Annotated in this window: 15 protein-coding genes and 1 tRNA gene; 6 read left to right on the forward strand and 10 right to left on the reverse strand. The window is 71.1% G+C overall.

The window, feature by feature from the left end:
* Nucleotides 1-228 precede the first annotated feature (228 nt).
* Both ACRWND_RS12480 and pyk read left to right on the forward strand, forming a co-directional pair.
* Nucleotides 229-933 (forward strand): SIMPL domain-containing protein, encoded by a 705-nt coding sequence (locus ACRWND_RS12480; protein ID WP_431948780.1) that lies wholly within the window; start codon nt 229-231, stop codon nt 931-933.
* A 145-nt stretch (nt 934-1,078) separates the two neighbouring features.
* On the forward strand, nt 1,079-2,518 hold the full coding sequence (gene pyk, locus ACRWND_RS12485; RefSeq protein WP_431948781.1) for a pyruvate kinase: 1,440 nt from the start codon (nt 1,079-1,081) through the stop codon (nt 2,516-2,518).
* Nucleotides 2,519-2,663: 145 nt separating this feature from the next.
* On the opposite strand, the gene ACRWND_RS12490 is transcribed toward pyk, so the two are convergent.
* Both ACRWND_RS12490 and polA read right to left on the reverse strand, forming a co-directional pair.
* Entirely contained in the window at nt 2,664-3,938 is a 1,275-nt protein-coding gene (locus ACRWND_RS12490; RefSeq protein ID WP_431948782.1) for a lytic transglycosylase domain-containing protein, read from the reverse strand.
* A 1,069-nt stretch (nt 3,939-5,007) separates the two neighbouring features.
* Complete coding sequence (gene polA / locus ACRWND_RS12495; RefSeq protein ID WP_431948783.1) at nt 5,008-7,743, reverse strand: DNA polymerase I; 2,736 nt, start codon at nt 7,741-7,743, stop codon at nt 5,008-5,010.
* A 67-nt stretch (nt 7,744-7,810) separates the two neighbouring features.
* Between polA and ACRWND_RS12500 the strand changes: the two genes are divergently transcribed.
* A complete protein-coding gene (locus ACRWND_RS12500) occupies nt 7,811-10,120 on the forward strand; it encodes an FdhF/YdeP family oxidoreductase (RefSeq protein ID WP_431948784.1) in 2,310 nt (769 codons plus the stop codon).
* A gap of 56 nt (nt 10,121-10,176) precedes the next feature.
* Nucleotides 10,177-10,662 (forward strand): PaaI family thioesterase, encoded by a 486-nt coding sequence (locus ACRWND_RS12505; RefSeq protein ID WP_431948785.1) that lies wholly within the window; start codon nt 10,177-10,179, stop codon nt 10,660-10,662.
* Between the two features lie 114 nt (nt 10,663-10,776).
* Here the strand turns inward: ACRWND_RS12505 and ACRWND_RS12510 are convergent, their stop codons facing one another.
* The 6 genes from ACRWND_RS12510 to ACRWND_RS12535 form a co-directional block, all read right to left on the reverse strand.
* Entirely contained in the window at nt 10,777-11,541 is a 765-nt protein-coding gene (locus tag ACRWND_RS12510; protein WP_431948786.1) for an ABC transporter ATP-binding protein, read from the reverse strand.
* Nucleotides 11,538-12,470 (reverse strand): ABC transporter ATP-binding protein, encoded by a 933-nt coding sequence (locus ACRWND_RS12515; RefSeq protein WP_431948787.1) that lies wholly within the window; start codon nt 12,468-12,470, stop codon nt 11,538-11,540. Before ACRWND_RS12515 ends, ACRWND_RS12510 begins: the two co-directional genes overlap by 4 nt.
* Nucleotides 12,467-13,834: a branched-chain amino acid ABC transporter permease gene (locus tag ACRWND_RS12520; RefSeq protein ID WP_431948788.1), complete on the reverse strand. Its 1,368-nt coding sequence runs from the start codon at nt 13,832-13,834 to the stop codon at nt 12,467-12,469. Before ACRWND_RS12520 ends, ACRWND_RS12515 begins: the two co-directional genes overlap by 4 nt.
* The gene (locus ACRWND_RS12525) at nt 13,831-14,760 is read right to left on the reverse strand and encodes a branched-chain amino acid ABC transporter permease (RefSeq protein ID WP_431948789.1); all 930 of its coding nucleotides are present in this window, start codon (nt 14,758-14,760) and stop codon (nt 13,831-13,833) included. Before ACRWND_RS12525 ends, ACRWND_RS12520 begins: the two co-directional genes overlap by 4 nt.
* 133 nt (nt 14,761-14,893) lie before the next feature.
* Nucleotides 14,894-16,066, reverse strand: coding sequence for a branched-chain amino acid ABC transporter substrate-binding protein (locus ACRWND_RS12530; protein ID WP_431948790.1), 1,173 nt, complete (start codon nt 16,064-16,066; stop codon nt 14,894-14,896).
* A gap of 859 nt (nt 16,067-16,925) precedes the next feature.
* Nucleotides 16,926-17,564, reverse strand: a complete 639-nt coding sequence (locus ACRWND_RS12535) for an ANTAR domain-containing response regulator (RefSeq protein WP_431948791.1) — start codon at nt 17,562-17,564, stop codon at nt 16,926-16,928.
* An 89-nt stretch (nt 17,565-17,653) separates the two neighbouring features.
* Between ACRWND_RS12535 and ACRWND_RS12540 the strand changes: the two genes are divergently transcribed.
* Nucleotides 17,654-17,737, forward strand: a tRNA-Leu gene (locus ACRWND_RS12540).
* Between the two features lie 77 nt (nt 17,738-17,814).
* Nucleotides 17,815-18,603, forward strand: a complete 789-nt coding sequence (locus ACRWND_RS12545; protein WP_431948792.1) for a helix-turn-helix domain-containing protein — start codon at nt 17,815-17,817, stop codon at nt 18,601-18,603.
* Here ACRWND_RS12545 and hrpB read toward each other — a convergent pair.
* Nucleotides 18,572-21,250 (reverse strand): ATP-dependent helicase HrpB, encoded by a 2,679-nt coding sequence (gene hrpB, locus ACRWND_RS12550; protein WP_431948793.1) that lies wholly within the window; start codon nt 21,248-21,250, stop codon nt 18,572-18,574. The two genes, ACRWND_RS12545 and hrpB, sit on opposite strands and share 32 nt — an antisense overlap.
* On the reverse strand, nt 21,178-22,035 hold the full coding sequence (locus ACRWND_RS12555) for a class I SAM-dependent methyltransferase (RefSeq protein ID WP_431948794.1): 858 nt from the start codon (nt 22,033-22,035) through the stop codon (nt 21,178-21,180). The genes hrpB and ACRWND_RS12555 overlap by 73 nt, the downstream gene beginning before the upstream one ends.
* Nucleotides 22,036-22,200: the final 165 nt, after the last annotated feature.

The following is a 22,200-nucleotide window of genomic DNA, read 5'->3' on the forward strand; positions in this document are numbered from 1 at the left end:
GCGCCGGTCAGCACCCTGGCTTCCTCCCTGCGATTCGGCGGCACGTGTCGGCTCCTGGAGTCCGGAGGCGCGCCCGGCGGTCGCTCGGGGCGCGGTGATCGTCGCCGGTCGCGTGGACCGGCTGCGGTGACGCGCGTAGATCCTGGCGCTCGGGTGCTCCCGGACAACAGCCCCGCCGGGGCGAACAGATGGCTCGTCACCACCCCGTGGGCCTGGCAGGGTGGACACATGACCACAGAACCGGCCAGGGCCTACCCGACCCCCGAGGTCCCGCACATCGGGGTGCGGGGCGAGGCGACGCTCGAGGTCGAGCCCGAGCTCGCCCGGATCGCCGTCACCGTCAGCGCCCGCGGCACCGACCGCCGTGCCGTGCTGGACGACCTCGGCCGCCGCAATGCGCAGGTCCTCGAACTCGTCAAGGCCTGTGGCGACGCCGTCGAGAAGCTGGAGACCGGCGCTTTCGTGATCACCCCCGAGCTGCGGGACCGGGGCCGCGGCGAACGCGTACGGGCTTACCACGGCAGCGTGCGCGTGGGCGCCGCCCTGGTCGACTTCACCGCCTTGGGGGAGCTCACCACCCGGCTGGCCGACCTGGAGCTCACCCGCCTCGACGGCCCCTGGTGGTCGCTGCGCCCCGACTCCCCGGCCTATGGCGAGGCCCGCAGGCAGGCGGCGCGCGACGCGGTGCGGCGCGCCCGCGAGTACGCGCAGGCGCTCGGCGCCCGCCTGGTCGCCCTGGTCGAACTGGCCGACGAGGGGGTGCAGCAGTCCGCGCCCTTCCGTGCCCACCCGGCGATGCGGACGGCAGCCTTCGCGGCGCGCGGCGGTGCCGAGGAGGCCGTCCGGGCCCTTGACCTGGAGCCGGAACGGCAGAGCGTGTACGCGCAGGTCACCGCACACTTCACGATGACAGCACCCGACCTGTCGTCCTGAGCGCCGCGTCGCGATGCGCCCACGGGGCGCTCATCGGAGCGGATTATGGCTCACTTGACCACTCGTCAATCGTCACCCCTCCGGCTGATGTTCCACGGTCGCCCCCACACGCTTCTTACTGTGAAGTAGGTCATAGGCTCGCTCCATGCGCCGAGCAAAAATCGTCTGCACCCTCGGGCCCGCCACCGACTCCTACGACCAGATCAAGGACCTGGTAGAAGCCGGTATGGACGTCGCCCGCCTGAACATGAGCCATGGCTGCCACGCCGACCACGAGGAGCGTTATCGGCGCGTGCGCAAGGCCGCCGAAGAGAGCGGCCGAAGCGTCGGGATCCTCGCGGACCTGCAGGGCCCGAAGATCCGGCTGGGACGCTTCGCGGAGGGCCCCGTCCTCCTCGAACGCGGTGACGAGTTCACGATCACCACCGAGGAGGTCGAGGGCGACCGTCTGATCTGCGGCACCACCTACAAGGGCCTCGCCGCCGACGTCACGCGCGGTGAGCGGATCCTCGTCGACGACGGCCGCGTCACCCTGGAGGTCACCGGCGTCGAGGGCCCGCGGGTCCGCACCCTGTGCGTCGAGGGCGGTCTGATCTCCGACAACAAGGGGCTCAACCTCCCTGGTGTCGCGGTCTCCGTGCCCGCCTTGTCCGAGAAGGACGTCGAGGACCTGCGCTGGGCGCTGCGCACCGGTGCCGACATCATCGCGCTGTCCTTCGTCCGCAGCGGCCGCGACGCCGAGGACGTGCTGCGCGTCATGCGCGAGGAGGACCGCCGGGTCCCCGTCATCGCCAAGATCGAGAAGCCGCAGGCGGTCGACAACCTCGAGGAGATCGTCGCCGCGTTCGACGGGATCATGGTGGCCCGCGGCGACCTCGGCGTCGAGATGCCGCTGGAGGCCGTGCCCCTGGTGCAGAAGCGCGCCGTCGCGCTCGCGCGGCGCAACGCCAAGCCGGTGATCGTCGCGACGCAGATGCTGGAGTCGATGATCGACTCCTCGCGCCCCACCCGCGCCGAGGCCTCGGACGTCGCCAACGCCGTCGTGGACGGCGCCGACGCGGTCATGCTCTCCGGCGAGACCAGCGTCGGAAAGCATCCCGTCGAGACGGTCAGGACCATGGGCCGGATCGTCGCCGCCGCCGAGCAGGACATGCTCGCGGCCGGCCTTCCGCCGCTGACGGAGCAGAACAAGCCCCGCACCCAGGGCGGCGCCGTCGCGCGCGCGGCAGCGGAGATGGGCGACTTCCTCGACGCCGCGTATCTGGTGGCCTTCACCCAGTCCGGCGACACCGCCCGGCGGCTCTCCCGCTACCGCTCGCCCATCCCCGTGCTCGCCTTCAGCCCCGAGCCGGACACCCGCGCGCAGCTCAGCCTCACTTGGGGCGTGGAGACCTTCCTCGGGCCGACGGTGCAGACGACCGACGAGATGATCGACCAGGTCGACGAGCAGCTGCTGCGGATGGGCCGCTGCCAGGTGGGCGACACCATCGTCATCACGGCGGGCTCGCCGCTCGGGGTCCCGGGGACGACCAACCTGGTGCGCGTGCACCGCGTCGGCGAGGACGACTCCTCTTCGCACCGCTGACGTCGCGGACGCCGTCGGCATCCCTGGCCGGGCGGTGGCGTCGGAAGCGGTGTCAGCCCCGACGGACCGGCGGGCGAGGGCCGAGCGGACGGCCGCGCCGGAACGCGGCGCCGACCGGGTGTCGTGGCGAGACGTTCGCGCCGCGTCAGCGGACCGAGCCCGAGGCGGCGCCGCCCTCGGTCTCCTCCGGCGACGGGCTGCCGTCGGGGGAGGCCGTCGCACACGGGTCCGGGGTGCCGGTCGGCGACGGGGAGGCCGTACCGGTGGGGCTCGCGGTGGGCGTGGCGGATTCCGTCGGGCATGTCGGCTCGCCCGTAGGACTCGTGGTCGGGCTTGTCGTCGGGCTCGGGCTCGTGGTGGGGCTCGTGCTCGTGGTGGGGCTCGTGGTCGGACTCGGGCTCGTGGTCGGGCTTGTCGTCGGGGAGCCCGTGGGGGATGCCGTCGGCGGGTGGCTGATCGACGGGACCCCGATCGTGCCGCTGGCGGACACGGTCGGCCTGGGCTTGCCTGTCGGCCGCGGCGAGGTGCTCGCGCTCGGGGACTTCGTCGGCGAGGGGGAGACGGAGGGCCAGGACGACGAGGACGGCGGGTTCACCGGTGTGTCACTGCCCGCGCCGCCGATGTCGGGGACGGAGACGACGGGGCCCTTGCGGAAGTGCTCGTACCAGGTCAGGACGGTGTTCAGATAGGCGGTCGAGTGGTTGTAGCCCAGTATCGCCTGGTGCAGGTTGCTCTCGACCGACAGGTCGCGGTTGCCCGCGCAGAGGTAGCGGCCGGCGGCGAGCGCCGCGTCGAATATGTTGTTGGGGTCGCTGACTCCGTCGTCGTTGCCGTCGGCGCCCCAGGTCCGCCAGGTCGACGGAATGAACTGCATCGGACCGACCGCGCGGTCGTGGACGGTGTCCCCGTCCCATGCGCCGTCGTCGGTGTCGGTGATGTTCGCGAAGCCGTTGCCGTTGAGCTGGGGGCCCAGGATGGGGGAGAGCGTGGTGCCTGACGCGTCGACGTTCCCGCCGCGCGCCTGGTTGGACTCGACTTGGCCGATAGCGGCCAGCAACTCCCAGCGCAGGTGGCATCCCGGGTCGCTGGCGGCGAGGGCCGTCTCGGCCCTGCGGTAGGCCTCCAGCACGGACGCGGGCAGGCCGGTGCCCTCAGGGGTCACGCTGCTGCCGCCGGTGCTCGGGGTGGGGGAGCTGCCCGGGGCAGGCGTGTTGAGCGGCGGGAGTTCGGTCAGGTACTCGGTCGTACCGCCGTCGATGGGGTCGCCCGGAGGGGGCGTGATCGGCGCGCCGGCACTGGCGTTGAGAAGGCCCGGCAGCAGTCCGGGAGCCTGGGAACCCGTCAGCGCCGCCATGGCCGCGGCGGCCACCGCGGTGCCCGCGACTCCCCTGCGGATCCGCCGTCCGTACCGCGCTCGCATACCCGGTGCCCCTCCCGAAAGCCGTGTCGCCCCCTCTGCGCACGGGGCGACCGTGGCGACCCTACGTCAACTTCTCGAACAGAGCCACCGTCCGGGACGTCGCAAACTGGCTGGAACCAGCTATTCCTGAAGAGGCCGCATGTCGTTCACGGTGAGCCATGGAAGAACTCCGCCCGCAACGGAGTTGAAGCGGGCGCATCGCGGTGGAGGTCGGGCGGCTGGAGTGCTGGGGCTCTCGCGCCGTCTCGCGTCTGTCGGGCGCAAGGATGCGGGCTGCGGAGGGGAGCGTGCCTGCTTGGGGTCGGCGCCGGTGTGCGGGTGGTTCGGTGGTGGGGGTTCAGGCGCCGGCGCGTGGCCGGTTGTTCGCGACTTCCGTCTCGTCACCGTCCGCGGGTAGAGGCGGCCGGTTGCCACGCCCACGCTCGGTGGGTGGCGCGCCCGCCGTAACCCGCGTCTGCGGGTGATTCCCGTGCGGGTGGCGGGCCCGGCTGACCGGTTTTCGGGATCGGGCCCGGTTCCGCAAGGACATATCGGCGAAAGCGGGCCCGATCTCCAGCCCACCCCTTCACCGGCACTACGAAGAGTCGCAGACGCGGGTCACGGCGGGCGCGCCCACCACCAGGAGTAGGCGTGGAAGCGGCCATCTGCACCCGCGGACGGCAACGAGGCCGCAGGTGCCGGAAAGCCCCACCCGCTCGGGCGCCTGAACCCCGCACAAGCCGACCCGCACACCGCCGAGGCCCGCCGCCCGGTGAGCCTGCGGCGCTCCGCAGGGCGCGCGTGCCCGTCCGGCTCCGGGCTCCCGTCCGCAGCCGCCGCTGTGCGCCCTAAAGGCGCGAGACGAACCCGGCACCCGGGCACCGGCAGCACCCCGCCCCGTTCGCGCCAGCCGCCGGCCGCCAGCCGTCAGCCGCCGGCCCGCGTCGGCACCCCCGGCACCCCATGCTGGGGCCGACCGTGCCACCCGCCTCCCTGGCGCGCTCAGTTCAGGAGGGCGCCGGAGACCCGCGCCTCGCGGCACGGCCGTCGTGAGCCGGGAACGTCCCGTCAGTGAGCCGGGAACGTCCCGTCAGTGGGCCGCCGACTCCCAGTCCGGGCCGACGCCCACGGAGACGTCCAGGGGCGCCCGCAACGGATAGGCAGCCGCCATCTCGCGGCGGACGAGCTCCTCCACCGCGGCCTGTTCGCCGGGGGCGACCTCGACCACGATTTCGTCGTGCACCTGGAGCAGCAGCCGGGAGCGCAGCCCCTCCTTCGCCAGCGCCGCGTCCACCTTCAGCATCGCGATCTTGACGATGTCGGCGGCCGAGCCCTGGATCGGCGCGTTCAGCGCCATCCGCTCGGCCATCTCGCGGCGCTGCCGGTTGTCGCTGTTGAGGTCCGGGAGGTAACGGCGGCGGCCCATGAGCGTCTCCGTGTAGCCCGTGACCCTCGCCTCCTCCACCACGCGCTGCAGATAGTCCCGCACGCCGCCGAAGCGCTGGAAGTACGTGTCCATCAGGCCGCGCGCCTCGGCCGCCTCGATGCCCAGCTGCTGCGACAGGCCGAAGGCCGACAACCCGTACGCCAGGCCGTACGACATCGCCTTGATCTTGCGGCGCATCTCGGCGTCCACCCGCTCCGGCGGCACCGAGAAGACGTAGCTGCCGACGGTGGTGTGCAGATCCTCGCCGGAGTCGAAGGCCGCGATCAGCCCCTCGTCCTCCGACAGATGCGCCATCACCCGCAGTTCGATCTGGCTGTAGTCGGCGGTCAGCAGCGACTCGTAGCCCTCGCCGACGACGAAGCCGCGGCGGATCGCCCGGCCCTCGTCGGTGCGCACCGGCACGTTCTGCAGATTGGGGTCGGTCGACGACAGTCGGCCCGTGGCCGCCACGGTCTGGCTGAACGTGGTGTGGATCCGCCCGTCCGGAGCGATCGTCTTGACCAGCCCCTCCACCGTCACCCGCAGCTTCGCCTGCTCCCGGTGCCGCAGCATGATCACCGGAAGTTCGTGCTCGGTCTGCGCCGCCAGCCACGCCAGCGCGTCGGCGTCGGTGGTGTAACCCGTCTTGGTCTTCTTCGTCTTGGGCAGCCCCAGCTCGCCGAAGAGCACCTCCTGCAGCTGCTTGGGCGAGCCCAGGTTGAACTCGTGCCCGACCGCGGCGTGCGCCTCCTTCACGGCGAGCTGCACCTCGCCCGCGAACCGCTGCTCCAGGCGCTCCAGATGCTCGCGGTCCGCGGCGATGCCCGCCCGCTCCATGCGCGCCAGCAGCGCCGAGGTCGGCAGCTCCACCTCGCGCAGCAGCCGCATGGCGCCGTCCTGCTCCAGCCGTGCGGCGAAGGCCTCACCCAGATCCAGCACGGTGCGGGCCTGCACCATCAAAGCCTCGGCCTCGGCCTCCTCGTCGGCTCCGAAGGCCAACTGGCCGTCCTCGCCGCCCGCGGGCGCCAGCTCCCGGCCCAGGTACTCCACCGACAGATCGTCCAGCGCGAACGAACGACGGCCCGGCTTCACCAGGTACGCGGCGAGCGCCGTGCACATCGCGACCCCGTCCACGCTCCAGCCGTGCTCGGCGAGGACCCGCATCCCGTTCTTCGCGTTGTGCAGCACCTTCGGCCGGGCGGCGTCCGCCAGCCACGCCGCGAAGGCCCGCTCGTCCTTCTCGTCCAGCTCCGCCGGGTCGAACCATGCCGCCGGCCCCTGCGCCGTCGCCAGCGCCACCTCGGACACGCTCCCCGCGCCCAGGGCCCACGCGTCGACCGTCGCGACGCCCAGCGTCCCGCCGGCGTGCTCCACCAGCCAGTCCGCCAGCTCGCCGGCGGCCAGCACTCGGCCCTCCACGGCGACGCCGCCGGCGACCTCGCGCGCGCCCTCCTGCGCGGCACCCGGATCGGCCGCGTACAGCCGCTCCCGGAAATTGGCATGACGGAACTCCAGGGTGTCCAGCACCACGTTGAGCGCATCCCGGTCGTACGGCTGCCGCTCCAGCTCCTGCGGCCCGCACGGCAGCTCCACGTCCCGCACCAGCTCCGTCAGCCGGCGGTTGCGCTTCACCGACTCCAGGTGGGCGCGAAGATTCTCGCCCGCCTTGCCCTTCACCTCGTCCGCGCGCTCCACGAGCGCCGCGAACGAGCCGAACTGGTTGATCCACTTGGCGGCGGTCTTCTCACCGACACCCGGGATGCCCGGCAGATTGTCGGACGGGTCGCCGCGCAGCGCCGCGAAGTCCGGGTACTGCGCCGGGGTGAGCCCGTACTTCTCCTCGACCTTCCCCGGGGTGAACCGGGTCAGCTCCGAGACGCCCTTCGTCGGGTACAGCACCGTGACGTGGTCCGAGACGAGCTGGAAGGAGTCACGGTCGCCGGTGACGATCAGCACCTCGTACCCCAGCGCCTCCGCCTGCGTGGCCAGCGTGGCGATCACATCGTCCGCCTCGTAGCCCTCCGTGGCGAAACGCCGCACGTTCATCGTGTCCAGCAGCTCACCGATCAGCGTCACCTGGCTGCGGAACTCGTCCGGCGTCGCGGACCGGGTCGCCTTGTACTCCGGGAACTCCTCCAGACGCCACGTGCGCCGCGAGACGTCGAACGCCACCGCCAGATGCGTCGGCTGCTCGTCACGCAGCGTGTTCGCCAGCATCGAAGCGAAGCCGTACACCGCGTTGGTCGGCTGGCCGGTGGTGGTGTTGAAGTTCTCCACCGGCAGCGCGTAGAACGCCCGGTACGCCAGCGAGTGCCCGTCCAGCAGCAGCAACCGGGGCCGCCCACCCTCCCGGGGTGCGGTGCCGGTCGCTGCGTTCGTCTTCTCTGCCTTTGCTGCCACGTCACCGATCCTCCCACGCCCGACCGACACTGCCCGTCCCGCGCCTCGTCGTGGCAGGATCGCTCCCATGGCAGGCAAAGCACCCGCAGGCGACCCCGTCCAGGACGCACCCGAGGTCAGCGGCCCGCAGCACGCAGCTGCGGGGCTCCCGGCCATCGGGCACACCCTCCGCGTCGCGCAGCGGCAGATGGGGGTGCGCCGTACCGCGCTGACCCTCCTCAAGGTCAACCAGAAGGACGGCTTCGACTGCCCCGGCTGCGCCTGGCCCGAGCCGGAGCACCGGCACACCGCCGAGTTCTGCGAGAACGGCGCCAAGGCCGTCGCGGAGGAGGCCACCCTGCGCCGGGTCACCCCGGACTTCTTCGCCGCGCACCCCGTCGCCGACCTCGCCCGGCGCAGCGGCTACTGGCTCGGCCAGCAGGGCCGCCTCACCCAGCCCATGTACCTGCCCGAGGGCGCCGACCACTACGAGCCCGTCCCCTGGGAGCGCGCCTTCGAGATCGTCGCCGACGAGCTGAACCGCCTGGCGAGCCCCGACGAGGCCGTGTTCTACACCTCCGGCCGCACCAGCAACGAGGCCGCCTTCCTCTACCAGCTCTTCGCCCGCGAGTTCGGCACCAACAACCTGCCCGACTGCTCCAACATGTGCCACGAGTCGTCCGGCTCGGCGCTCGCGGAGACCATCGGCATCGGCAAGGGCAGCGTCCTGCTCGAGGACCTGTACCGCGCCGACCTGATCATCGTCGCCGGGCAGAACCCCGGGACCAACCACCCCCGCATGCTCTCCGCCCTGGAGAAGGCCAAGGCCGGCGGCGCGAAGATCGTCACGGTCAACCCGCTGCCCGAAGCCGGCCTGCAGCGCTTCAAGAACCCGCAGACCCCCAAGGGGTTGGCCGGCGGCGGCACCCCGCTCGCCGACCTCTTCCTGCAGATCCGGCTCGGCGGGGACCAGGCACTCTTCCGCGCCCTCAACAAGGCCCTTCTCGAGGCCGAGGACAAGGCGCCCGGCACCGTGCTCGACCAGGCCTTCATCGCCGGCCACACCCACGGCTTCGAGGAGTGCGCGGCCGCCGCCCGCGCCACCGACCCCGGCGAAGTGCTGCGCGCCACCGGACTGCCGAAGTCCGACATCGACCGGCTGCTCGCCATGGTCCTCGACGCCAAGAGCGTCATCGTCTGCTGGGCCATGGGCCTCACCCAGCACAAGCACTCCGTGCCCACCATCAAGGAAGTCGTCAACTTCCTCCTCCTGCGCGGCAACATCGGCCGCCCCGGCGCCGGCGTGTGCCCCGTCCGCGGCCACAGCAACGTCCAGGGCGACCGCACCATGGGCATCTACGAGAAGCCCGCGCCCGCCTTCCTGGACGCCCTGGAGAAGGAGTTCGGCTTCGCCCCGCCCCGCGAGCACGGACTCGACACCGTCGCCGCCATCCGCGCCCTGCGCGACGGCCGGGCCAAGGTCTTCTTCGCCATGGGAGGCAACTTCGTCGCCGCGTCACCGGACACCGACGTCACCGAGGACGCCATGCGCCGCTGCCGCCTCACCGTTCACGTGTCCACCAAGCTCAACCGCTCCCACGTGGTCACCGGCGCCCGCGCCCTGATGCTGCCCACGCTGGGCCGCACCGAGAGGGACGTCCAGGCGGCCAGCGAGCAGTTCGTCACCGTCGAGGACTCCATGGGCATGGTGCACGCCTCACGCGGCGGCCTGGAGCCCGCGGGCCCCCTCCTGCTGTCGGAGCCCGCCATCATCTGCCGCCTCGCCCGTGCCGTCCTCGGCCCGGACAGCCGGGTGCCCTGGGAGGAGCTCGAGGTCGACTACGACCGGATCCGCGACCGCATCTCCCGGGTGGTCCCCGGCTTCGACGACTTCAACGTCAAGGTGCGCCGCCCCGGCGGCTTCACCCTCCCGCACGCCCCGCGCGACTCCCGCAGCTTCCCCACCGCCACCGGGCGGGCCCACTTCACCGCCGCGCCCCTGGAGTACCCGCACGTTCCCGAGGGACGGCTGCTGCTACAGACGCTGCGCTCGCACGACCAGTACAACACCACCATCTACGGCCTCGACGACCGCTACCGCGGTATCAAGGGCGGGCGCCGCGTCGTCCTCGTCCACCCCGACGACGCCGCCGCACTCGGCCTCACCGACGGCGCCCACACCGACCTCGTCAGCGAGTGGACCGACGGCACCGAGCGCCGCGCCGAGGGCTTCCGGGTCGTCCACTACCCGACGGCCCGCGGCTGCGCCGCCGCCTACTACCCGGAGACCAACGTCCTGGTCCCGCTCGACCACACCGCCGACACCAGCAACACCCCGGCGTCGAAGTCCGTCGTCGTCCGGCTGGAACCGACCACCCCGGTCGGCGGCCCCCGCTGACCGTCCGGTAGAACACGGGCCAGTACACCGAACGACGACGATCGGAGCCACCGTCCATGGGCGAGCAGACCACCTCCAGCCTTTTCTCCCCGGAGGTCATCGAGCAGTACGCCGGGCTCGGCGTCGACCTGGAGGCGCTCTTCTCCGCCGGCGACCTCGGCTCCCGCATGGGCGTCGAGATCGTCGAGGCGAGCGCGGAGCGCGTCGTGGCCACCATGCCCGTCGAAGGCAACACCCAGCCCTACGGGCTCCTCCACGGCGGCGCCTCCGCCGTCCTGGCGGAGACCATCGGCTCCATCGGCGCCATGCTGCACGGAGGCCCCGCCAAGATCGCCGTCGGAGTCGACCTCAACTGCACCCACCACCGCGGTGTCCGCACCGGCCGGGTGACCGGCGTCGCGACCCCCGTCCACCGCGGCCGCTCCTCCGCGACCTACGAGATCGTCATCAGCGACGAGCAGGACCGCCGCGTCTGCTCCGCCCGCCTCACCTGCGCGCTGCGCCCGGCCGCCCCTGCCGCGTCGGGCACCGCCGCCTCCTGACTCCCGTCCGGACGGGGCCCACGCCCGCGGCGCACGGACGCACATGACGAGAACGGCCCCCGGAACCCAGGGGCCGTTCTCCTCGCCACAAGGCGCGCCATGCGACGCCGTACGTTACGCCGCGCCCTCACCGAGGTAGGCGGCACGCACACGCGGGTCCGACAGCAGGGACGAGGCGTCGTCCTCCATGACGATCGCGCCCGTCTCCAGCACATAGCCGCGGTCGGCCAACTGCAGCGCCTGGGAAGCGTTCTGCTCCACCAGCAGCACCGTGGTGCCCTGGTCGTTGATCTCCTTGATGATCTCGAAGATCTGCTGGACGATCAGCGGCGCCAGACCCATCGACGGCTCGTCGAGCAGCAGCAGGTTCGGCCGGCCCATCAGCGCCCGGCCGATGGCCAGCATCTGCTGCTCACCGCCGGACAAGGTGCCCGCCAGCTGCGTCCGCCGCTCCGCCAGACGCGGGAAGAGGGTCAGCACACGGTCCAGGTCATCCTTGGAGACACCCTTGAACCGGTACGCGCCCATCTCCAGGTTCTCCAGCACCGTCATCACCGGGAAGACCCTGCGGCCCTCCGGCGACTGGCCGATGCCGAGCTCCACGACCTTGTGCGACGGAACGCCGTCGATCCGCTCGCCACCCAGGCGCACCTCGCCGTGCCGGGGCTGGAGCAGACCCGAGATCGTGCGCAGGGTGGTGGTCTTGCCGGCGCCGTTCGCGCCCAGCAGGGCGACGACCTCGCCCTGCCGGACCGTCACATTGATGCCCTTGAGCGCCTGGATCGCGCCGTAGAACACCTGCAGGTCGACCAGCTCCAGCATCGCCGGGGCCTGGGCCACACCAGGCGTCGCCTTCTCGAACTCGGCGGCCTCGGTCATCGGCCCTCCTCCTCGGACTCACGCGGCGCGGGGACTTCCGGAGCGTCGGCCGCGTGGTGAGACTCGGCGATCTCCACCATCTCCGCGACGGCCTCCACGGCCTCCTCGTCGGCCGAACCCAGGTACGCCTCGATCACCGCGGGATCGCGCTGCACCTCCTCGGGCAGACCCTCGGCGATCACCTTGCCGAAGTTCAGCACCATGACGCGGTCGGCGACCGACATCACGAGCTTCATGTCGTGCTCGATCAGCAGCACGCTGACGCCCAGCTCCTGGTTGATCCGGCGGATCAGCTGCTCCAGCTCCAGCTTCTCCGTCGGGTTCGTGCCGGCCGCCGGCTCGTCCAGCAGCAGCACCTTCGGATCGGTCGCCAGCGCCCGGGCGATCTCCAGACGCCGCTGGTCACCATAGGAGAGGCTGGCCGCCAACTCGTTGTGCTTGCCGGCCAGGCCCACATAGGCCAGCAGCTCCTGCGCCCGCTTGTCGCTGGCCTTCTCGTCCCGGCGCGCCCATGGCATGCCCAGCATGATCGAGATCGCTCCCGACTTCTGCCGCGACTCCGCCGCGATCTTGACGTTCTCCAGTGCCGTCAGAGCACCGAAGAGCCGGATGTTCTGGTACGTCCGGGCCACGCCGTAACGGTTCACCAGGTACGGCTTGGTGCCGAGCAGCTTGTGCTCCGCACCGCCCTCCTCATGGAAGGTGATCGAGCCTTCCTGCGGGACGTACACACCCGTCAGGGAGTTGAACAGCGAGGTCTTGCCCGCGCCGTTCGGGCCGATCACCGCGAGGATCTCGCCCCTCCGCATGGTCAGATCGACGTCCGAGAGGCTGGTGAGACCGCCGAACCGCAGCGTCACGCCACGGGCCTGCAGCACCACCCCACCGGTCTGCGCGGGCTGCACGCCCGCCTCCTGCACCGCGTTCACGACTTCACGCCTCCCGTCGGCTCGGTCATCGCATCGGCGTCACCGATGCCCGCCTCCGCCATGTGCAGCTCGCGCTGCCTGCGGCGGGAGGGGATCACACCCTGCGGACGGAAGATCATCATCAGCACGAGCAGCGCACCCAGGTAGATGAAGCGGTCCTGCTCCGGGACGTAGTCGCGCAGCGCGTTCGGCAGCCACACCAGCAGCGCGGCACCGAACAGGACGCCGGCGATGGAGCCCATGCCGCCGAACACCACGTACGCCAGCGCGAGCACCGACAGCACGATGGTGAAGTTCTCCGGGTTGATGAAGCCCACCTTGCTGGAGTAGACGACACCCGCCAGACCCGAGGTCGAGGCACCGATCGCGAACGCCAGCAGCTTGTACCGGACGGTGTTGATGCCCGTCGCCGAGGCGGCCACCTCGTCCTCCCGGATCGCCGTCCAGGTGCGGCCGATCCGCGAGTGCTCCAGGCGGTTGTACAGGAAGACCAGCACCACCAGGAAGAACAGCAGCAGGTACCAGTAGGGCAGCGGGTCCAGCGTCCAGTCGTAGTTGATGGGACCGATGTGGATCGACGGGTGCGGGATGCCGATCACACCGCGCGAACCGTTCGTGAACCCGTCCGAGTTCTTGGCGACCAGGTACACGATCTCGTGGAAGCCGAGCGTCACGATCGCCAGGTAGTCACCGCGCAGCCGCAGCGTGGGGGCGCCCAGCAGCACACCGGCGATCAGGCAGGTGACGATGGCGAACGGGATCGACTCCAGCGCGCCCACGGTGAACGGCGGCTTCACCGGCATGTGTCCGGTCCAGAAGGCGCAGGAGTACGCGCCGATCGCGTAGAAGGCGATGAAGCCCAGGTCCAGCAGACCGGCCCAGCCGACCACCACGTTCAGACCGACCGCGATGATCATGAAGACCCCCATCTGCGTGACGAGGACCTCCTGCCAGAACAGGCTGGCGTTGGCGGGGATCACAATCGCCAGCACCAGGATGAGCAGCAGTCCGCCCAGGCGCAGCCAGCCGTTGGACCGGAACATCGCCCGCGTCGGCTCCAGCGACTTGTTGACACCCTGCGCACCCTGCCGGGCCGCGTCCCGCACCGGAGCGCCGAACTCCACCAGCGCCCACACACCCACCAGGATGGCGACGCAGATGTACAGGCGCGCCGACTCGAAGGCGCCGGTGAACGCCGACAACTTCTCCGCCGGGTTGCCGTCCTCGCCAGTCATCAACGCGAGGATGAAGCCCAGCACCACCATGGCGATCAGGCGGGTCCAACGGGGCTCCTGGTACCACGCCCTGCGGCGCAGCTTGGCCACGTCCACCGAGAAGGACTTGGAAGCGGTCGCGTCGCTCATGCCGACCTCCCCAGACGCTCGCCCATGATGCCCGTCGGACGGAACATCAGCACCAGGATCAGGACCACGAACGCGGTCACGTCGATCCACTGGGTGCCGAAGAGCGGGGAGCTCAGGTTCTCGACGATGCCCAGCAGCAGACCGCCCAGCATCGCACCACGGATATTGCCGATACCGCCCAGCACCGCCGCCGCGAAGGCCTTGATGCCCGGCAGGAAGCCCACCGTGAACCAGATTTGGCCGGAGATCCCGAAGCCGTAGAGGAAGCCCGCCGCTCCACCCAGCAGACCGCCGATGATGAACGTACGGGAGATGATCTTGTCGATGTCGACACCCATCAGGCCCGCCGTCTCGGCGTCCTGGGCGACGGCCCGGATGCCCGCACCCATCTTCGTGCGGTTGACCACCATGTCCAGGCCGATCATCATCGCGACCGCGGAACCGATGATGATCAGCTGCGTGATCTTCACCGGGGTACCGAAGACGCTGAAGACCTCACCGTTGGTGTACAGCTCCGGCATCGGCACGGGGTTGCGGCCCCACAGCTTGCCCGCCAGGTTGTACAGGAAGAACGAGGCGCCGATGGCGCTGATCAGGAAGACCAGCTTGGGGGCGTTGCGCTTGCGCAGCGGCTTGTACGCCGCCTTCTCCAGCCCGAACGCCGTCAGCGCTCCGACCAGGGCGCCGGCGATCATGCCGACGATCACCCACACGACGGAGGTGAACCCGTGCGGGGACTGCGGGGCGAGCTCGGAGAGCACGACGAGCGAACCGAAGCCGCCCATCATGAAGACCTCGCTGTGGGCGAAGTTGATGAGCTGGAGCACGCCGTATACCAGGGTGTACCCGATCGCGATGACGGCGTACATGGAGCCCGTCGTCAAGCCTGGGATGAAGTAGTCCCAGAAGTTGTGGAAGAGATTCATCGTGCGTGGGAATCCTTGCTGAAGCCGGTGCAGGGCGGCGAACACACGTCCGGCACAGCGATGGGGAGCGCAGGGCGCCGGCCGCAATATGTGCCGCGCCCCACGCCCCCCACCTCAGGTGCCTGTTGCCGGATCAGCCGTTGCTGAGGGTGGCCACGTCACCCAGGTAGCCGATCTTGCCGTCGGCGACCTGGTACAGGTACACGTTCTTGATCTTCAGCTCGCCCTTGTCGTCGAAGGAGAACTCCTTGGTCAGGCCCTTGTAGCTGACGCCCTTCAGAGCCGCCAGCAGCTTCTCGCGCGTGACGTCCTTACCGAGCTTCTTCATCTCGGAGATGATCAGGTTCGCGATGTCGTACGACTCGGCGGAGTAGGTGCCCGGGGCGGTGTTGAACTTCTTGGTGTACGCCTCGGTGAACGCCTTGGTGCTCTCGTTCTTCGTGGCGTCGGTGCACGGGCAGGTCAGGTACCACTTCTCGGCCGCGGAGCCGGCCAGTTCCACGAACTTCGCGTCGTTGGAGCCGTCACCCGAGATGCCGACGCCCTTGAAGCCGCCGTCGGCCAGCTTCTTGGCGAACGGCGACAGGTCCGCGTAGTAACCCGCGTAGATCAGCGCGTCGGCCTTCGAGTTGACGACCTTCGTCGCGGCAGCGGTGTAGTCCGGGGTCTTCGCCGGGACGGAGTCCGTCTCCACCGTGACACCCGCGGCCTTCAGGCCGTCGACCGCGACCTTGGCCAGGCCGACGCCGTACTCGCTCTTGTCGTCGATGACGAAGACCTTCTTGGCCTTCACCTTCTTCGACAGGTACTCGGCCATGCCGGCGCCCTGCTCGTTGTCGTTCGGAGCACCGCGCAGGAACGAGGTGAAGCCCTGGCTCGTCAGATCCGGGTTGGTCGCCGACGGCGACACCGCGGCGAGCTGCGCCTGGGCGTACAGGCCACCCGTGGCCTTCGTCGGGCCGGAGAACGCCGGGCCGACGACAGCGACGACGCTGGAGTCACCGATGAGCTTCTGCGCGGCGGCGGGCGCCTGGTCCGGCAGACCCTGGTCGTCCCCGTCCACGACCTTCAGCGTGAAGGGGAGGTCGCCCTTGGCGTTGGCCTCCTCGACAGCCAGCTTCATGCCGTTGTTCTCGTTGATGCCCAGCGCGCTGTTGTCGCCGGACAGCGGCCCCTGGAAGCCGATGGAGAACGTCGGCTTGCCGCCGCCCTTGCCGCTGTCGTCCTTGCCGCCACCGCACGCGGTGAGTGCGAGAGCGCCAACTGCCACCGGAATAGCGAGCTTGACGAACTTCTTGTTGAGCACTACGACCCCCTGGAGCCGCCCAATGGGACTACGAGTCGGCGGGCCGTAGGCCCTCCGGATTGCGACCGCGTGAACATCACGTGGTGTGGCGGGAATCTAATCCGCTGATCAGGCGCACAGATAGGCCGCAGCAAGAGATGTGATCGGACGGTGACCTCGGTCATGTGCCGGAAACAGAACGGTCCTTACCGGTAACCGGACGACCTCGGAAAGTTGATGTGTCGTCAAAAGTCCTTTTTGAGGTGCCTTGTTCACTTTCGGCTCGCCGACCCGCCATGACCGTTCTGGCCGCGGCGCTCGCCGGAGCCACCGCAGCGACGCTCGCCGCCGCGGCGGCCGGGACCTGTCCCCGCCGTTGACCCGACGCCCCCTCAGGCGACTCGAAATCCCCGTCGACGTACCCGCCGTCAAGGCGGGGAATCCCGAATACCGTGCCCTGGCGCTGCCTTGCGGTATCCCCGCCATTGTCGGCACCCGACGCGCCGAACACCCCGCGAAAGGCCGCTTCTGCCGCATGCGCGTCGCGGTCACCGTTCGACGACTCCGTCAGCGCACGCCTCGGCGACGAGCTCCACTGCCTTGTCCTCGCCGACGGCAGTCGGCACAGGCCTGGGAGGCCATGCAGATCAAGCGCCAGCCCCTCATGATCGACATCGGGGCCCATGGCGGCGCCGAGTGCGACCTGTGGTTCGACATTCTCGGAGTGCCGCGGTCGACCACCTCGCTGTCACCGATGGCAAGGCGCCGCGACCGCGTCGGACGTCGCCCTGCCGCGGTCGCGACCGGCCCGACCACGTGGCCGGAGGCCCTGGCGGGCCGACGCACTGCTCGGCGCCGACCGTATACGAGCGGGCGCGCGCTACTTGGCGCCGCCGTCCACCTCGTCCAGTACCGCCTGCGCCACCGCCTGCATCGTCATGCGGCGGTCCATCGACGTCTTCTGGATCCAGCGGAACGCGGCCGGCTCCGACAGCCCGTACTTCGTCTGCAGGGCGCTCTTCGCGCGGTCGACCAACTTGCGCGTCTCCAGCCGCAGGCTCAGGTCCGCGACCTCCGCCTCCAGCGCCCGCAGCTCGGTGAACCGCGACACCGCCATCTCGATGGCCGGCACGACGTCGCTCTTGCTGAACGGCTTCACGAGGTACGCCATGGCACCCGCGTCCCGCGCCCGCTCCACGAGCTCGCGCTGGGAGAAGGCGGTCAGCATCAGCACCGGGGCGATCTTTTCCTTGGCGATCCGCTCCGCGGCCGAGATCCCGTCCAGGACGGGCATCTTCACGTCCAGGATCACCAGGTCCGGCCGCAGCTCGCCGGCGAGTTGCACGGCCGTCTCGCCGTCGCCCGCCTCGCCGACGACGGAGTAGCCCTCTTCCTCGAGCATCTCTTTCAGGTCCAGCCTGATCAGAGCCTCGTCCTCGGCGATCACCACACGGGTGGTCTGCGGTGGTACGTGCGACTGCACGTCGACGTGCTCGTGGTCGGGCTCGGCGGCGCTCACGGGACTCCTCGTTCCAGGCAGGTGCTGCAAGTAGAGCCTACCTAGCTGCGGGGTCGACTACCCACAGGGTACGCTGTGATCCGCAGCCGGCCGGGTTGATGGAATCGGCAGACATGATCGCCTCAAAAGCGATTGCCCGAAAGGGCGTGCGGGTTCAAGTCCCGCACCCGGCACTCCCCAATGATCACTCTTTCGAGTGACCGTCCACCGTTCGCCTGTGCGGTGACTGGGTCGGGCGCAAAGTGATGGCATGGTCGCACACGGTTACGAATTGCGTCATCAAGCGGTCGCCTTGTGCCGTGCCGGTGCCAAGAACGCGGAAGTGGCTCGCAGGCTCGGTGTACCGCCCGGCACCATCGGCTACTGGCTGCACCTCGACCGTGCCACGCGCGGCGAATGCCCTGGGCGGCCGGTGCCGCCGTGCCCCCGCTGCGACGGCTCCCCACTCCACGACGCCGCATACGCGTATCTATTGGGCCTTTATCTTGGCGACGGCCACATCATCCAGTATTCGCAGCACCGCGTGCCGAGCCTCATGATCACTTGCTCGGAGGAGTGGCCCGGACTCATGGATGAGGCGGAGAGGGCGATGCGCGCCGTCTTTCCTCACAACAAGACGTGCCGCGTCCGCAAGACCGGGTGCCGAAACGTCAAGGTTTACTCGAAGCACCTGTGGTGCATGTTCCCGCAGCACGGGGCGGGCAAGAAACACGAGCGACGCATCGTGCTGGAGCCGTGGCAGCAGGCCATCGTGGATGACCACCCATGGGCGTTCATCCGAGGACTCATCCATTCCGACGGCTGCCGGATCACCAACTGGACGACGCGGATCGTCGCAGGGGAAAGCAAGCGCTACGAATACCCCCGCTACTTCTTCACCAACCGGTCGGACGACATCAGGCGGCTCCTCACGGACACCCTCGACAAGGTCGGGGTCGAGTGGCGGGTCGCCCGGCGCGGCAGCGCTCCCTACAACATCTCCGTCGCCCGCCGGGAGTCCGTCGCGCTCATGGACCGCTTCGTCGGCCCGAAGCATTGAGCCGGGCGGTGGTGTGCCGTGTGGCGACCGCCGTGGTGGGGTCCTCGGGCCAGGGGTGCTTGAGGTAGCGGCCGCGGAGCTCCGCGCGCACCGCGCGGTAGCCGTCGCGCCAGAAGGAGGCGAGGTCGGCGGTGACGGCGGCGGGGCGGCCTGCGGGGGAGAGCAGGTGGACGAGGAGCGGGACGCGGCCGCCTGCGATGCGGGGGGTGCTGGTCCAGCCGAACAGTTCCTGGAGCTTGGCGGCGAGCACGGGGCGGTCGTCGTCGTAGGAGACGCGGACCTTGGAGCCGGAGGGGATCTCCAGGCGTTCCGGGGCGAGTTCGTCGAGGCGGGCGGCGTCGCCGGTGGCCCAGGGCAGGAGGCGGCCCAGGGCGGTGGCGGCGTCGACGCGGGCGAGGTCGGCGCGGCGGCGGGCGGTGGCGAGTTCGGGGGCGAGCCAGTCGTCCGCGCGGGAGAGCAGGGCCTCGTCGGAGACGTCGGGCCAGGGCTCGCCGATCTCGCGGTGGAGGAAGGCGAGGCGGCTGCGCAGGGTGTCGGCGTCGCGGGTCCACTTCAGCAGGCGGGTTCCCTCGCGGCGGAGGCCCTCGAGGAGCGCGGTGCGCAGTTGGGCGGGGTCGGGTCGGGGGAGGGGGCGGGTGGTGAGGGTGATCGCGCCGAGGCGGGTGGCGTGGTGGGCGGTGACGTCGCCGTCGGTCCAGGTGACGTCGTCGGTCTCGGTGAGCAGGGGTGCGGCGGCGGTGCGGGCGGTGTCCTCGTTGATGACGGCGGCGAGGCGTACGCGGGCGGAGGGTGAGCCGGCGGGGCGGTCGGCGGCGGCGACGGCGAGCCACTGGGGGGTGCCGAGGCGTGTGTCGTGGGCGAGGGCGGCGGCGGTGCCGGAGGCCATCAGATAGCCGTTCGCGGCCCCGGAGCCGGTGGCTGCTCCCGTTCCCGCCCCCGCACCCGGCGCACCCGTACCCGGGCCCGTTCCGCGGCGGCGGGCGACGCGTTCGGGGAAGGCGAGCGCGGTGACGAGCCCGGCGGCGGTGTCGTCGGTGAGCGCGGTGTCGGGGTGGCTCGGGGCCGCGGCGGCGAGGCGCCGGGCTTCGCGGCGCCAGCGGTCGGCGTGGGCGTCGTGGGATCGGCGGGCGGTGCGCCAGGCGGCGGTGAGGTCGTCGCCGTGGCCGCGCGGGGGCGGCTCGGAGAGGAGAGCGACGATGTCGGCGGCGCGCCGTGTGCCGGTGAGGGGGGCGCCGTCGAGGAGGGCGCGGGCGAGGCGGGGGTGGAGGCCGACGCGGGCCATGCGGTGGCCGCGGTCGGTGGTGCGGCCGTCGGGGAGCAAGGCGCCGATGGCGGTGAGGACGTCGTGGGCGGCGGCGAGGGCGCCGGGTGGGGGCGGGTCGAGGAGGGCGAGTCCGGTGGCGTGGGGGTCGCCCCAGGCGGCGGCCTGGAGGGCGAAGGCGGTGAGGTCGGCGACGGCGATCTCGGGCGAGGGGTAGCGGGGTCGGCCGGTGTCCTCGGCCTCGTTCCAGCAGCGGTAGGCGGTGCCGGGGGCTTCCCGTCCGGCGCGGCCGGCGCGCTGGGCTGCGGTGGCGAGGGAGGCCCGGACGGTGGTGAGCGAGCCGAGTCCGCGGGCGTGGTCGGTGCGGGGTTCGCGGGCGAGGCCGGAGTCGACGACGACGCGGATGCCGGGGACCGTGAGGCTGGATTCTGCGACGGAGGTGGCGAGGACGACGCGGCGCCGGGTGGCGTCGCCGCCGCGGAGCACGGCGTCCTGGACGGCGGCGGGCGCCTGGCCGTGGAGTTGCATGATCTCGACGCCGGTGCCGTCGAGGAGGCCGGCGACGCGGGCGATCTCGCCGGTGCCGGGAAGGAAGCACAGGATGTCGCCGTCGGCTGTGCGCAGGGCGGTGCGGACGGTGGCGGCCACGTGGTCGAGGAACGCGGGGTCGACGCGCACGCCGTGGGGCGGGCGGATGCCGTGGGGCGGGGGTGCGTGGGTGACGGCCACGGGGTGCATGTGTCCCTGGGCGTGGACGACGGGTGCGTCACCGAGCAGCCGGGACCAGGCGTCGGCGTCGGTGGTGGCGGACGCGGCGACGATGCGCAGGTCGGGGCGGAGGGTGGCGCGCACGTCGAGCAGGAAGGCCATGGCGGTGTCGGCGTCGAGGTGGCGTTCGTGGCACTCGTCGAGGAGGACGGTGGTGGTGCCGGGGAGTTCCTGGTCGCGCTGGAGCCGCTGGAGGAGGACGCCGGTGGTGACGACTTCGACGGTGGTGTGTGGGGAGACCGTGCGGTCGCCGCGCACGGTGTGGCCGACGCGGCCGCCTGGCTCCTCGCCGAGGAGCCAGGCCATGCGGCGGGCGGCGGCCTTGGCGGCCATGCGGCGTGGTTCGGCGACGAGGACGGTCCGGGTGGGTCCGTCGTCCAGGAGCCCGGCGAGGGCGAGTGGGACGAGGGTGGTCTTGCCGGTGCCGGGCGGGGCGGCCAGGACGGCGCAGCCGTGGTGGCCGAGGGCGTCCTGGAGGGCGGGCAGGGCGGTGCGTACCGGGAGGGCGGCGAGGGCGTCGGCGCGGAGGCCGGCGGGGTGGGGGCTCACAGGGCGATGCAGACGAAGACGGCGGTGCCGGGGATGACGCGGCCGCGCAGCGGCGACCAGCCGCCCCATTCCGTGGTGTTCCAGGCGGGCCATTCGGGTTCGACGAGGTCGACGAGGCGGAAGCCGGCGGCGGTGAGTTCGCGGACGCGGTCGCCGAGGGTGCGGTGGTGTTCGACGTAGACGGCGTGCCCTGTCTCGTCCTGTTCGACATAGGGGGTGCGGTCGAAGTAGGAGGCGGAGGCGGTGAGTCCTTCGGGGCCGGGTTCGTCGGGGAAGGCCCAGCGGACGGGGTGGGTGACGGAGAAGACCCAGCGGCCGCCGGGGCGCAGGACGCGCCGTACCTCCCGCATGACGTGGGCGGTGTCGGCGATGAAGGGCAGCGCGCCGTAGGCGGAGCAGGCGTGGTCGAAGGAGGCGTCGGTGAAGGGGAGGGCGCCGGCGTCGGCCTGGACGAGCGGGAACGCCGGGGGGGCGGGGGTGGTGGAGGCGGTGCGTGCGTCGTCGATGCGGCGGGCGTGCTGGAGCTGGCGGTGGGACAGGTCCAGGGCGACGGGCCGGGCGCCGTGTGCGGCGAGCCAGCGGGAGCACTGGGCGGCGCCTGCGCCGATCTCGAGGACGGCCGCGCCCTTGAGGTCGGCGGTGGGGCCGAGGAGCTGGAGCTCGTCCTCGGTTGCTCCTTCCGGGCCCCAGACGAATTCGGCGTCCCCGAGGAACTCGCCGTGGTCGCTCTGGTACTCGTCGGCGTTGCGGTCCCACCATCCGCGGTTGGCCCGGCTGCTTTCGGCGGCGCCTGCCGGACGGCGTGTGGCCTCGGGTTCTTCGGGGGTTGGCCGGGGGGCCGGTGCTTGGATCATTGCGCTGGTCGTCGTACCCTCTGTGGTGACCTGTGGCTGCGGTGTCGCCGCAGTACGTCTATGTGCCAGTGCCCGGTACGGGGTCTTACGCCCGTGGTGCGCTCTTCGTGCATTGACCGTGCGCGGCCGCCCCCGTATGCTACAAGTTGCGCTGCGAGCCTGCGC

Origin of the sequence: Actinacidiphila sp. bgisy167 (assembly GCF_965342175.1) — a bacterium.
Lineage (GTDB): Bacteria > Actinomycetota > Actinomycetes > Streptomycetales > Streptomycetaceae > Actinacidiphila.

What these genes read in the sequence shown, in the direction of transcription:
- ACRWND_RS12480 (WP_431948780.1), top strand. Translation starts at nt 229, where the DNA reads ATGACCACAGAACCGGCCAGGGCCTACCCGACCCCCGAGGTCCCGCAC.
- pyk (WP_431948781.1), top strand. Translation starts at nt 1,079, where the DNA reads ATGCGCCGAGCAAAAATCGTCTGCACCCTCGGGCCCGCCACCGACTCC.
- ACRWND_RS12490 (WP_431948782.1), bottom strand. Translation starts at nt 3,938, where the DNA reads ATGCGAGCGCGGTACGGACGGCGGATCCGCAGGGGAGTCGCGGGCACC.
- ACRWND_RS12500 (WP_431948784.1), top strand. Translation starts at nt 7,811, where the DNA reads ATGGCAGGCAAAGCACCCGCAGGCGACCCCGTCCAGGACGCACCCGAG.
- ACRWND_RS12505 (WP_431948785.1), top strand. Translation starts at nt 10,177, where the DNA reads ATGGGCGAGCAGACCACCTCCAGCCTTTTCTCCCCGGAGGTCATCGAG.
- ACRWND_RS12510 (WP_431948786.1), bottom strand. Translation starts at nt 11,541, where the DNA reads ATGACCGAGGCCGCCGAGTTCGAGAAGGCGACGCCTGGTGTGGCCCAG.
- ACRWND_RS12520 (WP_431948788.1), bottom strand. Translation starts at nt 13,834, where the DNA reads ATGAGCGACGCGACCGCTTCCAAGTCCTTCTCGGTGGACGTGGCCAAG.
- ACRWND_RS12525 (WP_431948789.1), bottom strand. Translation starts at nt 14,760, where the DNA reads ATGAATCTCTTCCACAACTTCTGGGACTACTTCATCCCAGGCTTGACG.
- ACRWND_RS12545 (WP_431948792.1), top strand. Translation starts at nt 17,815, where the DNA reads ATGGTCGCACACGGTTACGAATTGCGTCATCAAGCGGTCGCCTTGTGC.
- hrpB (WP_431948793.1), bottom strand. Translation starts at nt 21,250, where the DNA reads ATGGGGCGGCTGGTCGCCGCTGCGCGGCCGCGTCATCCCCGGCACCGC.
- ACRWND_RS12555 (WP_431948794.1), bottom strand. Translation starts at nt 22,035, where the DNA reads ATGATCCAAGCACCGGCCCCCCGGCCAACCCCCGAAGAACCCGAGGCC.